The sequence below is a fragment of the Halogranum roseipondis genome, assembly GCF_059695585.1.
The window spans coordinates 153223-169980 of sequence record NZ_JBUEED010000006.1; the positions used below are offsets into that span (position 1 = coordinate 153223).

11 protein-coding genes are annotated in these 16758 nt (G+C 66.5%); 5 read left to right on the top strand and 6 right to left on the bottom strand.

The features are described 5' to 3' along the window. Window positions 1–117 precede the first annotated feature (117 nt). The 4 genes from EOHIBHHM_RS22000 to EOHIBHHM_RS22015 all read right to left on the bottom strand — a co-directional run bounded on the left by EOHIBHHM_RS22000 (window position 118) and on the right by EOHIBHHM_RS22015 (window position 4720). The gene (locus tag EOHIBHHM_RS22000; RefSeq protein ID WP_497257932.1) at window positions 118–573 is read right to left on the bottom strand and encodes a response regulator; all 456 of its coding nucleotides are present in this window, start codon (window positions 571–573) and stop codon (window positions 118–120) included. Window positions 574–578: 5 nt separating this feature from the next. Continuing rightward, window positions 579–953: a DUF7344 domain-containing protein gene (locus EOHIBHHM_RS22005; RefSeq protein ID WP_497257934.1), complete on the bottom strand. Its 375-nt coding sequence runs from the start codon at window positions 951–953 to the stop codon at window positions 579–581. A gap of 101 nt (window positions 954–1054) precedes the next feature. Next, window positions 1055–3025: a bacterio-opsin activator domain-containing protein gene (locus EOHIBHHM_RS22010; RefSeq protein ID WP_497257936.1), complete on the bottom strand. Its 1971-nt coding sequence runs from the start codon at window positions 3023–3025 to the stop codon at window positions 1055–1057. 117 nt (window positions 3026–3142) lie between these two features. Next, window positions 3143–4720, bottom strand: a complete 1578-nt coding sequence (locus EOHIBHHM_RS22015) for a DUF7125 family protein (RefSeq protein WP_497257938.1) — start codon at window positions 4718–4720, stop codon at window positions 3143–3145. A gap of 199 nt (window positions 4721–4919) precedes the next feature. Between EOHIBHHM_RS22015 and EOHIBHHM_RS22020 the strand changes: the two genes are divergently transcribed. The 3 genes from EOHIBHHM_RS22020 (at window position 4920) to EOHIBHHM_RS22030 (ending at window position 10229) form a co-directional block, all read left to right on the top strand. Further along, window positions 4920–5075: a DUF7563 family protein gene (locus EOHIBHHM_RS22020; protein ID WP_449271723.1), complete on the top strand. Its 156-nt coding sequence runs from the start codon at window positions 4920–4922 to the stop codon at window positions 5073–5075. A gap of 294 nt (window positions 5076–5369) precedes the next feature. Further along, window positions 5370–9734: a PAS domain S-box protein gene (locus EOHIBHHM_RS22025; RefSeq protein WP_497257940.1), complete on the top strand. Its 4365-nt coding sequence runs from the start codon at window positions 5370–5372 to the stop codon at window positions 9732–9734. Window positions 9735–10031: 297 nt separating this feature from the next. Next, complete coding sequence (locus EOHIBHHM_RS22030; RefSeq protein WP_497257942.1) at window positions 10032–10229, top strand: DUF7576 family protein; 198 nt, start codon at window positions 10032–10034, stop codon at window positions 10227–10229. Between the two features lie 561 nt (window positions 10230–10790). Here EOHIBHHM_RS22030 and EOHIBHHM_RS22035 read toward each other — a convergent pair. Then, window positions 10791–11072, bottom strand: a complete 282-nt coding sequence (locus EOHIBHHM_RS22035; RefSeq protein WP_497257944.1) for a DUF7123 family protein — start codon at window positions 11070–11072, stop codon at window positions 10791–10793. A 741-nt stretch (window positions 11073–11813) separates the two neighbouring features. Between EOHIBHHM_RS22035 and EOHIBHHM_RS22040 the strand changes: the two genes are divergently transcribed. Next, window positions 11814–13442 (top strand): COG1361 S-layer family protein, encoded by a 1629-nt coding sequence (locus EOHIBHHM_RS22040; RefSeq protein WP_497257946.1) that lies wholly within the window; start codon window positions 11814–11816, stop codon window positions 13440–13442. Next, window positions 13442–15901: an efflux RND transporter permease subunit gene (locus tag EOHIBHHM_RS22045; RefSeq protein ID WP_497257948.1), complete on the top strand. Its 2460-nt coding sequence runs from the start codon at window positions 13442–13444 to the stop codon at window positions 15899–15901. The genes EOHIBHHM_RS22040 and EOHIBHHM_RS22045 overlap by 1 nt, the downstream gene beginning before the upstream one ends. Here EOHIBHHM_RS22045 and EOHIBHHM_RS22050 read toward each other — a convergent pair. Further along, a complete protein-coding gene (locus tag EOHIBHHM_RS22050; protein ID WP_497257950.1) occupies window positions 15879–16736 on the bottom strand; it encodes a DUF58 domain-containing protein in 858 nt (285 codons plus the stop codon). The genes EOHIBHHM_RS22045 and EOHIBHHM_RS22050 overlap by 23 nt on opposite strands. Window positions 16737–16758: the final 22 nt, after the last annotated feature.

The window sequence follows — 16758 nt, forward strand, 5'->3', positions numbered from 1 at the left end:
GGAGAACAATACGACTACAGACATAAATAATGACCGCCCACTCTCGACGCTCGAACTCTCTCCTTCGTATGAGTACCGATTCCGGCCGAGATGTCGCCTAGATGTATATTTCTTCGGTCACTTCGGTTGCCGGACGACGGTGAGCCAGAAGTCGGTGATCTCTTCGACGACGTCGAGGATGTCGGGGAAGTGACCCGGTTTGGTGACGTAGGCGTTCGCACCGAGCGTGTACGCGTCGTCGACGTCCTGTTCGGCGGTCGAGTCGCTGAACACGACCACCGGGATGTGTCTGAGTTCGGCCGTCTGCTTCAGCTCTCTGAGGACCGACTTCCCGTTCTTCCGGGGGAGGCCGAGATCGAGCAACACGAGATCCGGCTGTGGGACCGAGGCGTGTTCGCCCCGCTGGTGGAGGAAGTCGAGCGCGTCGACGCCGTCTTCGGCGAGATGCGTCCTCGTTCGGTCGTCGACCTCGGCGAACGCCTCTTCGACGAGGCGGCTGGTCGCGACGTCGTCCTCGACGAGCAGCACGTCGGGCGTCTCTCGAGTCGACGGGGGAGATGTCGTCGTCGACATCGGTCTCAGGCGTCGTCCGGGCCGAGCGAGGCGCGGATCTCGTCGAACCGACGGCCGTCGTCGGTGACGGTCGTCAGGTTCGCCTCGGGGTCGTAGCTGACGAGCCCCTCCGCGGCGAGTTTCGGGAGGTGGTGGTGATGCAGGTCGATCGCGATCTGCTGGCGGTCGCTCTCCGCCTCGTTCGTCGCGACGTGGCGTGCGAGCTCAGAGAGCGGGACCGTCGTCTCCGTCGCGACGAGATACCGGAGTGCGTGCCGCCGTCGGCTCGCGGCGAGTACGTCGAACAGTCGATCGAGGACGTCCGCGGAGAGATCGGCCGGTGTGGTCCCAGCCGACACCGCCGCGCCGTCCCGTTGCCCGGATTCGAACGCAGAGTCCATGTTCGTCTAGACGGACACAGACTATCATCAAAAGAAAAACGCCCAAACAGTTTGGCTCACCACACTGTCGGCTCTGGCGGCAGGTGGCGACAGTCGCGGGGTCAGTCGGCGAGCAGAACCGAGAGCAACTTCCGCTGTGCTGCCCGGAGATGTTCGTGGAACGTCGCCGGCGAGATCCCCAGCGACTCGGCGACCTCCTCGCCCGTGCTGGCGCGCGGCCACTCGAAGAAGCCAGCGTAGAACGCCGTCTGTAGCGCACTCCACTGGCGTTCGGTCAGGCTCTCGCGGAACGTCGCCCACAGCTCCTGTCGCGACTCCAGCTGCCGTTCTGTCTCGCGCTGTGCGAGGAGTTCGACCTCGTCGTACGTGGCGTCGAGCGACTCGACGATGGTGTGGAGCTCCGCGTTGTAGGGGAACTCGACGGTGACCACGTGCACCCCGTCCTCTACGGTGAGCTCCGTCACCTTCCCACCGAGTTCGCCGAACAGACGGACGATCAGATCGTGTGTGAAGACGAACTCGAACAGCGCCTCGTCGTCGTGTTCGCCGACGAGACGGACGTGGTCGACGTGGTCCGACGCCGTCGCCATCGCCAGGATGCCGTCGGTGTCCTCGCAGGGCGTCGAGAAGTACTCCAGATACGAACCGCCGGGTTCGGAGACGATCCCCTCGTAGGTGAACGTACAGCCGAGTTGCTCGGAGACGCCGCCGAGGAAGGGGTCCGAGTCCCTGATCTGGAAGTCGAGTTCGTTCAGCCGGTCGGTTAGGAGCGCCTTCTTGTTCTCGGCGGCGTTGATCGCGTGACCGATCGTCTCGCCGAGCTCGCGGAGCACCGTCTGCTCGTCGGCGTCGAACGCGTACGACTCGTCGGCGTAGATGTTCAACGCACCGTACGTCGTCTCGCCGTAGACGAGCGGGACGGCGATGGAGGAGCGGTAGCCGCGGTCGATCGCCGCCTCGCGCCACGGTTCGAACGTCGGGTCGCTCTCGATGTCCTGGATGACGTGCGCCTCTCGCGTCGACAGCGCCTTCCCCGCTGGCCCCTTGCCGGTCGCACCGCCGCCGACCGTCACCTCGATCTGTTCGAGGTAGTCGTCGACGCTCCCGGCGGAGGCTCGCGGCGTGATCTCCCGACTCGTCGCCTGGTCGTTGCCGATCCACGCCGAGACGTAGCGGTCGGCGGCGACGAGTCGTTCGCACACCGTCTGTTCGATCTCCTCCCGACTGGACGCCTGCACGAGCGCCTGGTCGATGTCCCGGATGACGGCGTTCAGTCGGTTGAGCTTCTCGAGTTGGTCGCGCTGGCGTTCGACCTCCTTCTCGCGACGCCGACGGTTGGTGACGTCGCGGATGATGAGCTGCACCGCGGGCTTCTGTTCGTAGGTGATCGGTGCGGCCCCCACCTCGACGTAGCGGACGTCGCCGCCGGCGAGGAACCGTCCCTCCATGAAGCCAGCCTGCTCCTGGGCGGTGTCGACGCCGGCGACCATCGTCGCCAGCGAGTCGCGGTCCTCCTCGTGGATGTACTCGAACAGCGACTCGCCGTACACCGCCTCGGGGCTGTCGACGTGGAACAGCTCCGCACCACGGCTGTTGAGGTAGGCGATCTCGCCCTCCTTGCTCACCGTCGCGATGGTCTCCGGAGCGACCTCGAGCAGCCGTCGGTACTGTTCGCGCTGTTCGCGTAACTGCAGCGACAGCTCGCGGGAGCTCAGGAGGTTGTTGAGCCGTCCCTCGAGTTCGGCCTTCTTGATCGGCGTGGTGATGAGTTCGTCGACGCGGTCGCGGACGACGCCGTCCATCTGTTGCCAGACGTTCGAGCCGTACCGTTCGAGCTGTCGCTCGGGGATGACGAGGAGGTACGGCAGCAACACGGGTTTCTCCCGTTGCTTCCGCTCCATCAGCGCCTCGTCGTGTTCTTCCATCGCGACGCGGTCCATCAGACAGAGGTCGAACGGCTGATCGAGGTCCGAGGGTCGACGCCCTTCGACGACGTCGTACTCGTTCGCCAGCCACTCCGCCAGGAGTCGCCGGTTCTCGGCTTTCCCGATGAACAGGAGGATGCGACTCATTCCCCCTCCAGTCGCGTCTGCCTCCGTCCCGTCTCCCAGTTTCGGGGGAGGTCGACGACCCCGTTGGGGTCGCCTTCGCGTTCGACCGCACTCCGTGCCCGGATGTCGGTCATGGGGTTACTCTGCGTCCCAACCGTCGCGTCGGTGGTCCATCCCCGACGGGTGGTTTGATCTGAACGGTGGCGACCGACCGCCCGTCGGTCCTCGCTGCTGGCGGTCGGTCAGCTGTTGGTTGTCCGCTCTGTCCTCGAGGTCGACCCACGTCGGGTTGCCGCTGAGGATCCCCGTCAGTCCGAGCAGCGGCTCTCCGATCTGGAGGCCGTACTCGGTGATGCGGAACTCGCGGACGTGTCGCTCGAAGTCGCTGGTGCGCTTCTTCAACACCCCGATCACCTTCCGCATCTCCGACTCCATCTCGATGTGCTGGATGAAGACGATGTTGTCCGAGAGATAGCTGAGCCCCTCCTGTGTGAGCTGGAACTCGCCGACGATGGTCTGCATCTCGTTCATGAGGATCACCGTCACGCCCATGTTCTTCAGATACCGACACAGCGAGTGGAGTTCGTTGATGATGTCCTCGTCCTGGTCGCGAAGCGCGAGTCGATACCCCTCGACTCCGTCGATCATGACGATGCGGGTGTCGTTCTGCTCGACCTCCTCGCGGACGCGGTGGGCGAACTCCGTCGCCGACAGCTGGAGCGCCTCCACCTCCTCGATGGCGAGCGTCCCCTTGTCCATCATCTCGGTGACGGGCATGTTGATCGACTCACACCGGTGGACGAGCGTGTTCTTCGCCTCCTCGAAGGAGTAGACGACCGAGCGCTCGCCGCGACCGGCGGCCTCCTTCATGAACTGGACGCCCGTCGTCGTCTTCCCGACGCCGGGCGACCCCGAGACGATGGTGACCGTCCCGCGTTCGAGCCCGCCGTTGAGCAGTTTGTCGAGTTCGGGGACGCCGGAGGTGATCGACTCGTTGGCGAACTCCTTGTCGTACATCTCGGGGAGCAGTTTCGGGAACACGCTGATCCCCCCGTCGTCGATACGCAGCGAGTGGTCGCCGTCTTTGATGCTCGACCCGCGGAACTTCGGGACGGAGACGATCCGACCTTTCTCGACCCGTCGCAGGTGGACGATACCGTCGCTCATGAACTGGAGGTCGTCGTCCGGTGCGGAGGGGGTGTCCTGCGAGGTGAAGAGCACCGTCGCGCCCTGCTCTTTGAGGAACTGCATGAACGAGAGCACCTCCTTGCGGAACTGGTACTCGTCGGGCGAGAGATACCGCAGTTGGGTAATCGGATCGACGAAGATGCGGTCCGGGGCGACGTCCTGGACCTGCTCGGAGATGCGACTCGTGAGCGACTCGTCTTCGACCTCGTCGGGCGCGAAGATGTCGTACGAGAGGTTGTCGACGAAGAACTCCGAGTCCGGACTCAGGTCGAGGAAGTCGACCCCCGAGACGTCGATGCCGAGCGAGTCCGCGTTCTGCTCGATCTCGTCGGTCGGTTCCTCGAGGTTGACGTACAGCGCGTTCTCGTCGTTCTCGACGCCCGCCGTGAGAAAGTGCATCCCGAGGATACTCTTTCCCGCTCCCGGTTCGCCACGTATCATGTAGGTTCGATTCGGAACGAGACCACCGTTGAGAACCTCGTCGAGGCCTGCAACGCCGGTTGAGACTCGGTCCTGTTCCCGACTCATTGGCTTGATAAACACGACGGCCCATTATGTAGTTTGTGTCCTCACAGACGGTGAGGAGAACCGGGAGACTGCGCCGTAATTTCGACCGAACCTTGTCAGATATCTATCACACACCCAAAACAGTATGGGCCGAAACGGTCGGGAGTGAGTGAAACGGTCACAACTCTTAACGTGTAACCTCCGTAAGACTGTATTCGCCATGCCGGAATGCCAAAACTGCGGGTCGTTCGTCACCGAAAGTTACGTACGGGTGTTCGCGCCGAACGGGTCGGAGCACCCGCGCGTCTGTCCGCACTGTGAAGACAAACTCCGAGACGGCTCCGAGATCAGAGAGGCACGTAGCCGCCGGCACTGACGGAGGTCGGCGACGCGTCGTCCGTTCGCTCTGCTCTGTCCGATCTCGCCGTCTTCTCTGTCCGATCTCGCCGTCCGTTCTCTCGACAGACGCTTCTGCCAGTACAACTATACCACCCCCCTTCGAAGACGGACGTGCGGTTCACACCCTGCGTGCGAACCGCAGCATTCCGGCATGTTGGTCGTCCACGCGACCACGGGGCGTCCATTACGTGGACGCTCTTTGCGGGATATGCCTGGTTGTGCGCCGTGGACGTAATCGTGTTATAGGGTGAGTGCTTCGACAGTAATAGAGATGGAGCTCTCGACCAGCGTCCTCTACGTCGCGGCGGACCGAACGACCGCCGCTCCTTTCGTCGAGGCCGTCAGCGCGGAGTTTCCGTCGCTGTCGGTCGACGTCGTCACCGCCGCCGAGAGCGCGCGAGTCCGACTCGACCGCGGCGACGTCGACTGCGTCGTCGCCGAGGCGGACGCGAGCGGCGTCGCCGGCGGCAACTTCCTGGCGGGTGTCGCGGACGTCCCGACCGTGCTGTACACCGCCGCCGACACCGCGGACGCCGTCCGGACCGCTCGAGAGACCGGCACGGACGTCGTGTTCCGGTCCGAGGGAGGCGGTCCACACCGACTCGGTGCACGGATCCGTTCGCTCGTCGCGCCGACGCCCGACGCGCCGACGCCAGCCGTGCCGACGGCCGCACCGGACGGCGGATCGGTCGAACCCGCCCGGCGGTCGGTCGTCGAGGCGATGGTGGAGGCGGTCGACGACGGGCTGTACGCGCTGGACGCCGACGGGAGGTTCCTCGCGGTCAACGAGGCCTACGAGCGACTGACCGGCTACGACCGCGAGGAGTTGCTCGGCGCGCACGCGACGACGGTGACGAACGACGCCGTCCACACCGAGGTCGACGAGATACAGGCGGCGCTCGAACGCGGCGAGGACGTGCCGACGTTCAGAACCGAGCTCATCCGACCCGACGGGACCACGATTCAGGTCGAGGCGCACCTCTCGTTGCTCCCGCTCGGCGACGGCGAGTGCGGTCGCGTCGGCGTCGTCCGTGACGTCACCGAACGCGAGCATCTGAAGTCGGAACTCGATCGGTTCAACGACCGAGTGACCGACGCGCTCGTCGCCCTCGACACCGACTGGCGGTACACGTACGTCAACGATCGGGCCGAGCAGATCTTCGAGGGGACGAAATCGGAGTACCTCGGCGAGGTGGTGTGGGAGGTCACGCCCGGCCTCACGGGCACGGCCGCCGAGACGAACCTCCGCGAGGCGATGGCGACGCAGGAACCGACGTCGTTCCACATGCAGTCGGTCGACGGCGACCGCTGGTTCCACGTCAACGCCTACCCCTCCGAGACCGGCCTCTCCATCTACTTCCAGGACGTCACGGAGCGCAGAGCGCGCGAGCAGGCGCTCGAACGGTACGAGACGATCGTCGAGACCGTCCAGGACGGCATCTACACGGTCGACGAGGACGGCACGTTCACCTTCGTCAACGACGCGTACGCGTCGCTGCTCGGCTACGAGCCCGAGGAGCTTCTCGGCGAACACGTCTCGCTGGTCGTCGCCGACGAGACGGTCGAAGAGGCCAGCGCGGTCGAGGATCGACTCCGGTCCGGGGAGGCGGAGACGGCGACCATCGAGACGCGTCTCACGACCGCCGACGGCGAGTACGTCCCGGTCGAGGGGACGTTCGCACTTCTGCCCACTGAGCGGGGCGACGAGCGCGTCGGCGTCGTCCGCGACGTCACCGAACGGACGCGGCGGGAGGCGGAGTTGAACGCGCGGATCCGCCAACAGACGGCCACGGCCGAACTCGGACGGCGCGCGCTCGAGGGCGACAGTATCGACACCCTGTTCGACGAGGCGGTCGAACTCGTCGCGGAGACGCTCGACGCGGACTACTGTAAGGTGTTGGACCTCCTCCCCGGCCGCGAGGAGCTGCTGTTGCGCTCGGGCGTCGGGTGGCGCGAGGGGATCGTCGGCGAGGCGACCGTCGGCAGCACCGAAGAGGCCTCTCAGGCGGGCTACACGCTCCAGTCGGAGGAACCGGTCGTCGTCGACGACTTCGAGGCCGACGCCCGGTTCGACGGTCCCGAACTGCTGACCGGCCACGACGTTCAGAGCGGGATCAGCGTCATCGTCGGCCCGACGGCGGAGCCGTGGGGGATCCTCGGCGTCCACGACACGGAACGCCGCGAGTTCTCCGATCACGACGTCAGTTTCGTCCAGAGCGTCGCCAACGTGCTGGCGACCGCCATCGAGCGGATGCAGCGACAGCGCGAACTCCGCCAGTACGAGTCGATGTTCGAGACGGTGAAAGACGGCGTCTACGTCCTCGACAGCGACGGCCGCTTCGTCTCCGTCAACGAGGCGTACGCCGACATCACGGGCTACGACCGCGAGGAGTTGCTCGGCGCGCACGCGACGACGGTCTCCGAGGAGATCTACGAGTTGACCACCGAACGGCAGGCGTCGCTCGACGCCGACGACGACGGGACGGTCCGCAGTACGATGGAGACCGCCGACGGCCGGACCGTCACCCTCGAGTTCCGCTTCGTCCCGTTCACCGTCGAGGACGGGTCGGAGGGTCGCGTCGGCGTCGTCCGCGACATCACCGAACGGGAGCGACTCCGCTCCGAACTGGACGAGGTGCTCGACCGCGTCACGGACGGGTTCTTCGGACTCGATACCGACTGGCAGTTCACCTTCGCCAACGAGCGGGCCGAGGAACTCATCGCGAGCCCCTCGGAGGAACTCGTCGGGGAGTCGATCTGGGAGAAGTATCCGTCGGCGGTCGGGACGGCGTTCGAGACCGAGTACCGCCGCGCGATGGAGACCCAACGGTCGGTGAGCTTCGAGGAGTACTTCCCGCCGCTCGAGACGTGGTTCAGCGTCCACGCCTACCCCTCCGAGACCGGGCTCTCGGTGTACTTCCGGGACGTGACGGAGCGAAAGCAGCGCGAGGAGCAACTCTCTGCGCTCAACCGGACGATGCAGACGCTGTTAGACACGACGACTCCCGAGGAGGTCGTCGACATCGGCGTCGAGACTGCACGCGACGCGCTGGCGCTGTCGACGACGCTCATCCTCCGGTACGACGAGTCGTCGGGACGGCTCTACCCCGGTGAACAGACCGCCGACGAGGCGGCGGCGGTCGACGACGCGCTCGTCGACGGCGACGACGCCATCGCGTGGCAGGTGTTCGTCGAGAACGAACCTCGCGTGTACGACTCGCTGTCGGCGGAGCTGAGCCGCGAGACGACCGTCGAGAGCGTCGTGCTCGTCCCGATGGGACGGCACGGCGTCCTCCTCGCTGCCGACGCCGAACCGGCGGCCTTCTCGGAGAACGACCTCTCGCTCATCGACATCCTCAGCGCCAGCGTCCAGACGGCGCTGGACCGGGCCGACCGCGAGGAGACGCTTCGAGAGCGTCGTGACACGCTGGAGGAACAGAACGAGTCGCTCGACCGGCTCCGCCGCATCAACGGCGTCATCCGCGAGATCACCGGGACGCTCACGCAGGCGTCCACGCGCGAGGAGATCGAGGAGGCGGTCTGTGATCGGTTGGCGACGACCGACCCGTACCGATTCGCGTGGATCGGATCGAGAGACGCCGTCTCCGGCGAACTGTCCCCGCGGGTCTCTGCCGGCGACGAGCAAGGGTTCCTCTCGACGCTGAACGCGGCGGACGGCGACGCCGACGAGAGCCGACCGGCCGTGCTCGCCGCCGACACGCTGGAACCGGCGGTCCAGAACACGATCCCCGGCACGCCGCCGTTCGACCCGTGGCGCGAGGCGGCGCTCAAACGCGGGTTCCGGTCGTGCATCGCCGTCCCGATCGTCCACCGGGAGACGCTCTACGGCGTCCTCTGTCTCTACGCCTCCGAACCGAACGTGTTCAACCAGATGGAGCAGACGGTGCTCGGCGAACTCGGCGAGATCATCGGTCACGCGCTGAACGCCCTCGAACGCAAACGGGCGCTCACGAGCGAACGCTCGGTCGAACTCGACTTCGAGGTGGCCGACCCGCTGGACCAACCGCTCCGATTCGTCGCCGACCTGGAGGCGACGTTCGAGTACCAGAACGTCGTCCAGCGGAGCGACGGCCACCTCCATCTCTTCTTCGTCGTCCGCGGTGCGAGCGCCGAGGCGGTGTTGGACGCCGGATCGACGGCTATCGACGTCACCGACCTCACGCTCGTCGCCGACCGTGGCGAGGAACTGCTGTTCGAGTGTACCGTCGCCGCGGAGACGCTGTTCGCGACCCTCCTCGAACGCGGCGCGCGCCCGCAGACGGTCTCGATGGAGGGGCCGACGGGGCGGGTCGTCGTCCGGTGTCCACAGAACGTCGAACCGCGCTCGATGGTCGAACTGCTCGAACGGCGGTTCGAGCGGGCCGAGCTCGTCGCCCGCCGTGAACACGACGATCCCGTCTGGACGCGACAGGAACTCCACTCGGCGTTCGAGAACAACCTCACCGACCGACAGGAGGAGGTGCTCCGGACGGCACACTTCGCGGGGTTCTTCGAGTGGCCCCGCGAGAGCACGGGTGAAGAGGTCGCCGAGATCCTCGGCGTCTCACAGCCGACCGTCCACCGCCACGTCCGAGCCGGCGAGCGAAAACTGTTCTCGCTCTTGTTCGACGAGTGAGTGACTCTACTCACCGATTTATACTGTTAACCCCTCTCCGACCGGGGGAGGTAGCAGTATAGCGTCAACCCCTATTGACGTGTGGCGAGTTCGTCTAGTCAGCATGGAGCGCGACGCCGGACGCCCCGGTCTGTGGTCGAACGGAGTCGTTCGCCGTCTCGCCTCCGTACGTTCGACGTCCCGTGTCGCTGCGGCGGTAACACGACCGGCTCCCCCCGTGGTCAGTGAACCGACGCGGCCGCGACGTCCGAACGGTCCGTCCGAACGACCGACCCCGAGACAGCTATCCCGATCCCTATGAGCAAACAGGACACGACAACCACGAACGTCTCTCACGAACCGAAGGAGTTCGGCTCCGACACGTGCTCGACCTGCGGTCGACGCATCGACACGACTCGGTGGCGACCTGCGACGACTGGTCGAGACGAGACGGGCCAGTACCAAGTGCACGTCTTCTGCGACGCGGACTGTCGCGGCGGCTGGGCACACGACTGACCGAGCCGTCCGCGGTTCCCGCCGTCCGGACCGCCCAGACGCCGGACTCCGCATCCGACGCTCTCTCCGACTCCGGTCGAGCCGCCGATCCGACCCGGTCACTCGACGAATATATCTCTTCGAACATTTTCGAAAAGACGAACTGCATCTAACTATCATCGGTCCGTCCCGTTCACGGCGCGCCCTCGTCGCCCGCGCGCGACGGTCGACCAGTCAGTGGGCGTCGCCAGAATCGGAACTCGACGCCCGAAACCAGGCGCAAAAGCCCCCTCTACCGGCGCTATCTCGTCTCTCGGCGTCCACACTCCGGACCGACGTCCGTCCTGACCACCGCTCTCGTCGTTTCGTCCGTCGCTCGCGCGGAGAGCCGACGTGTGCGTCCCTCAGAGTCTCCCTCGCACGTTCGTCGACTGGTGTGGACGCTCTCACCGCGTGTGGGAAACCGTCGGGGAGACGGTTCTCTGATAGAGGAATTATAATGTCTAATTACATATGTCTATACTGGTATGAGATCGGAGCGGGCGGTAGCGGAGGGCCAAAGAGGAGGGCCGAAGAGGAGGGTCAGGCGGGGAGTGCGGCGGTGGTCTCGACCGACTGGGGTTCGGCGCCGGCCGGGACGATGTGCCAAGTGGTCGCACCCGTGTAGGACCAGCGTTCGATCTCGAGTTCGGTCGTCGAGTCGCGGAGTTTGTACATCAGCGCGCCGATCTGCTTCGGCGACAGGCCGACGTCGTCGGCGATGAACTTGCCTTTGAAGTAGAACTCGCCGTCGCGGGCCTTCTCCAGGAGGAACTGTTCGAGTCGCTCTTCTTTCGAGACGTCAGCGGGGTCAGGGGTACTCATTCTCTCCACCTCTGTCGTACAGTATCGTTCGCGGCTTGCTTATACCAGGAAGATGCTGTCGAGCGCTTCGGGTAGCTTCACGTTGACACCGCTGACGGGACGCGCTCTGCTCGCCCGAAGACGTTTCTCGACACGACTCGGGTCTTTATTTCGTTTGGCTGTCGCCGACCAGATGGGGGCGGACGTCCGTCCGTCCCGCGTAACTCTCTCCGTCGCTGGACAGTCACCGTGAAACGTCAACGGCCCGTTACGGCGACGGATCGCTCGCCGTCTCCGACGGAAACGACCGCCTTCCAGTTTTCCCGTTCGGTTCGGCGGAGTCTCTGCCCGAACGGTCTCTCCGGACAGTACGGTGCCGGCACGCGGTTTCTGGCGGCCGTCGGCCAAACGCTCCGTTGCGACGGACCGTCCCGCCGACACGTCGTGCAACGTCACGTTCGTCGGTTCTGTCTCGCCGATACGTCGAGCGCTCACCGCGCAGGTCTGTCATCTCGAGCGACTATGACATCGTGAAACATGGTTCGGACCGAACACGCCTCAGTGCCCAGTTTCCTGCAGAATCTGACTGGCTGAACTGAATGCGTCCCGCGCACGAGCCGAATCGGACTCCTCGCTCTCTCGACGGCGGTCTCTGACAGCGTCCCCGACTGTCCGTCCGAGCGCACGATGGACTTTTGCGTCCGGGAGACCTCTCGTCTCCCAACGAGAAGCCCGTCTTCGGTAGCGTCGCTTCCGGTCCACATGAACTCCCTCCCCGCAGTCGTCGTGCTGAGTCTCGTCCTCGCGACGGTGTTCGCCGGTCCCGTCACCGCACAGGTCGACACCACGCAGGTCATCGGCGAACCGGACCTGCGGGTGGTCAGCCCGACCTACCGGTTCACACCCGGACAGGAGGTGACGCTCGACCTCTACGTCGTCAACGAGGGCGACGTCCGGAAGGGTGGCCCGGCACAGTACGTCGAACGGGTGACGACCGCCCGCGCGACGACGGTTCGCCTGCGCGCGGGCGACGCGCCGGTCGAGGTGACGAGCGGGCGCGTCCCCGTCGGCGAGGTCTCGACCGGCACCGCCGGCCCGTTCGGCGTCTCTCTCGTCGTCGCCGAAGAGGCCCCTCCGGGACGCTACCGTCTCCCAGTTGACCTCGAGTACATCTACACTCGTATCATCACTATCGACGAGGAAGCTTCGAACCCCGCGCCGCGCTATCTCGACGTCGAGGTGACCGAGCGGCAGTACGTCGAGTTCGTCGTCGAGGATACCGCCCGATTCGCCGTCGTCGACGCCAGCACCGACGTGCTCGTCGGCGACCGCGGGACGTTCGACCTGACGCTCCGCAACGTCGGCACGGAACCCGCCAGCGACCTCCGGGTGGCGCTGACGTCGACGAGCGAGGAGCTGCAGTTCGGCACCGGGACGACGACGGCGGGCGGCTTCGTCACCCGTCTGGAACCCGGCGAGACCGCCTCGCTCCGCTACACCGTCAGCGTCGCTGGCGACGTCGTCGACCGCGACTACCCCGTCGACGTCGCCGTCACCTACACCGACGTCGACGGCATCCGCCGCGAGGGGCTGCCGCTGTCGTCGAGCGTCCGCGCCGACGCCGAACAGGCGTTCTCGCTCGGCGGCGTCGCCACGACGCTCAGCGTCGGTCAGGAGGGGACGGTCACGGGGACCGTCTACAACGACGGCCCCGAGTCGGTCTCCTCGCCGGTCGTCGAACTCGCCGTCGGCAGCGCGTTCCTCGACGTCCCCGAACCGGAGTTCGCGCTCCCCGACCTCGCCCCCGGCGAGTCGGCCGACTTCATCTTCGACGTCGACGTCAGCGACGCCGCCACCGCCGGCTTCCGCGAGTTCACCTTCGACGTCCGCTACCGGACCGCCCGCGGCGACGTACGGACGAGCGATTCGCTGCCCGCCCGCGTCGAGATCGCCCCCGAGCGGCCGGTGTTCCGCGTCGAGCCGCTCTCGGATCCCGTCCCCGCGGGCGGGAGTGACATGCTCGTCTTCCGGGTGACCAACGACGGTCGCGAACGGGTGACCGACGTCACGGCGAAGGCGTTCTTCGACGACCCGCTCGACAGCGACGACGACGAGGCGTTCGTCGCGGCGCTCGACCCCGGCGAGTCGACGAACGTCACCTTCAGTGCGAGCGTCGCGCGCGGTGCCGCGAGCAAGGTCTACCCCGTCTCGGTCGACTTCGAGTACGACACGCCCGACGGCGATACGGAGATCTCCGAGGCGTACCGCGTTCCGGTCGCGGTGACCGCCGCCGAGCGGCGTGGTGTCGGTCTCGACGCTCCGACCTCGCTCGTCGGCGTCGGTCTCATCGCTGTCGTCGTCGCGGGCGTCTGGGTCTGGCGGCGACGCTGATGCGCCCGAGGCTCCAGCGACTCGTCGACCGCGGCGACGCATGGATCGTCGACCGCCCGGGTCGAGTCGTCCTCGCCTTCCTCCTCGTGACGGCCGTCTTCGGCGTCGGGCTCGCGAACGTCTCGACCGAGAGCGGCACCGAGTCGTTCTCCGAGGACCTCCCCGAGCAGCGGGCGCTCGACGCCGTCACCGACCGGTTCGAGGACCCCTTCGACCCGGACCCACAGACGACGCAGCTGATCCAGTCCGGCGAGAACGTCGTCTCGAAACCCGGACTCGTCCGGATGGCCGAGGCGCAGTACCGCCTCGCGGAGCGTCCCGACCTGCGGGTCGTCTCGACCCGGAGCGCCGCCTCGCTGGTCGCGACCCGGCTGGACCCCGCGGCGACGACGCTGGAGGCCCAACGCGACGTGCTCCGCCGAGCGCCGCCGGACGTCGTCAGACGAGCGGTTCGCGAGACGGCCGCCGAGGACCCCGCGTTCGTCCGCCTGCTGAGCAGGGACTTCAACCGACGGAGCGCGACGGCGTCGGCGACGGTCGCCATCGTCGAACACGACGTCCCGGGCGACCCCGCCGAACAGGGAGCGACGGGGGAACTCACTCGCATCCAGCGGACGAGCCAGCGCGTCGTCGCGACCGTCGGCGGCGACATCCGCGTGTTCGGGGCCGGTATCATCAACGACGAGTTCTCGACGGTCATCGGTGACTCGCTTCTGGTGGTGATTCCGGCCGCCGTCGTCCTGCTCGTGGCCTTCCTGATCGTCGCCTACCGCGACCTCGTCGACCTCCTGCTCGGGATGGTCGCACTCGGGACGACGATCGTCTGGACGCTCGGCTTCATGGGGCTCGTCGGCATCCCGTTCAGCCAGATCCTCATCGCCGTCCCGCCGTTGCTCTTGGCGGTCGGCATCGACTTCGGCATCCACGCCATCAACCGCTTCCGCGAGGAGAAAGCGACGGGCACCGACCGCGAGACGGCGATGCGCCGCACCACCGACCAACTGCTCGTCGCCTTCTTCCTCGTCACTGCCACCAGCGTCGTCGGCTTCGCCGCCAACCTCGTCAGCGGTCTCCCACCGATCCGGGAGTTCGGCGTCGTCGCCTCGGTCGGCATCGTCTTCGCCTTCCTCGTCTTCGGCGTCTTCCTCCCCGCGTCGAAGACCTACACCGACGACCTCCGGGAGCGCTACCCCCGGATTCCGACGTTCAGTCAGGCGCCGCTGGCCTCCGCGGAGTCGACGGTCGGCGGCGTGCTGCGCGTCGGCGTCGTCGTCGGCCGTCGCGCCCCGGTCGCGGTCGTCGCCGTCGCGCTCGTGGCCGCCGCCGGTGCCGGCGTCTACGCCACCGGCGTCGACACCACGTTCACCCAGGAGCAGTTCCTCCCGCCGGAGGAGACGCCGGCGTATCTGGCCTCGCTCCCGGAACCGTTCAGGCCGAGCGAGTACACCATCACCCGCGACATCAACTTCCTCGAAGACACGTTCGAGGCGAGCGAGGGCGACCAAGTGGTTATCTACGTCGAGGGACCGATGACGCGCGACGCCGCGCTCGAGTCGATGGCCCGCGCCGGCGACGACCCGCCGTCGACGTTCGTCCGCGACGGCCGCCGTGCCGAGGAAGAGAGCGTCGTGACGCTCGTCCGCTTCCAGGCCGCCCGGGACCCCGCGTTCGCCGCGCTCGTCGAACGCAACGACGCCGATAGAAACGGTATCCCCGACAAGAACCTCGAGCGGGTCTACGACGCGCTGTTCGCCTCGCCGGTCGGCGACGCGGCCGAGACGTATCTCACCGACGACTATCGGAGCGCCCGCGTCCTCTACACGGTGCAGGGCGACGCCGCCGACGCCGAGATCACCGCCGACGCCCGCGCCGTCGCCGACGAGTATCGATACAGAGCGACGGCGACGGGCGAGATCGTCGTCTTCCAAGCTGTTGCGGATCTCATCTTCGAGTCGGCGATCCTCAGCCTCGCGCTCGCGCTCGTCGGCACCGCGGTGTTCCTCGTCGTCGCCTTCACGGCGCTGGAGGGGCGGCCCTCGCTGGGGCTGGTCAACTTCCTGCCGATCGTGTTGACCGTCGCCTTCGTCGCGGCGACGATGCGACTCGTCGGCTACTCGTTGAACGCCTTCACCGCCACCGTCCTCGCCATGACCATCGGACTGGGCATCGACTACTCCGTCCACGTCGTCCACCGGTTCGTCGACGAACTCGACGTCGTCGGCGACCCCGTCGCGGCGGCGACGGCGACGGTCGTCGGGACCGGCGGCGCGCTCGCCGGCAGCATGCTCACCACCGTCTTCGGCATCGGCGTGCTCGTGCTCGCCGTCTTCCCCGCCATCGGCCAGTTCGGCGTGCTGGCGGCCATCAGCGTCGTCTACTCCTTCTTCTCGTCGATGCTCGTGCTCCCGGCTGCGCTGCTGCTGTGGCACCGCGCAGTCAGTCGGTCCACACCCGCGTGAACGAGTCGAAGAAGTCGTCGCCGGTGTCGATGGGAACGTAGGCTGCACCTCTGTCCTGACACTCGTCGCCGATAGCGGTGACGTGGTTCGTCAGTCGTTCGCGGTAGTGCTCGCGGAGCCGTGACCCGAAGTAGGTGCGGAGTTGTTGCGGGGATTCGACGTCCTCGAACCGGGTGTCGCCGGCAGCGGGTGGGTTCCACTCGTCGGGCGTCAACACCCCTGCGACGACGAGGTGGTGGTCCGACAGCGCGTCCAGCGCCTCGCCGAAGACGGCAGGCTCGATCAGACAGTCGCTGGCGACGAGGACGAGCGACTTCGTGTGGATGGTAGCGGCGTACTCCTCGAACGACTGCATGAAGTCGGTTCCCGCGGTCGGCGTCCGCTCGTTGAGTAGTTCGATGAGTTCGAGCACCGTTCCCCGGTTCGATCGCCCACTGTCGAGCCGTTCGGCCGTCTCGCCGAAGACGACGAACCGGAAGTCGTTGCCCTCCGCCGCGGTCAGGTAGGAGAAGCCGAGCCCGAGTTTCGCACCGTACTCGTACTTGTTCGTCTCGCCCTCGCCGAACCCCATCGACGCACTCTCGTCTAGGAGGACGTGAACCGTCAGGTTGCGCTCGGATTCGTACTGCTTGATGAACAGGTCGTCCGTCCGGGCGTACACTTTCCAGTCGATGAGGCGGGTGTCGTCGCCCGGCGCGTACGGGCGGTAGTCTTTGAACGTCAACCCTTCGCCGACCGTCTGGGCGACCTGCTCGCCCTGGAAGATACTACTGATGCGGCGTTTTCGGGCGGTCGCGAACGCCTCGATCTCGTCGAGGAACTCCGGGGTGATCATAGCAGTTCGTCGTGGTTCACGT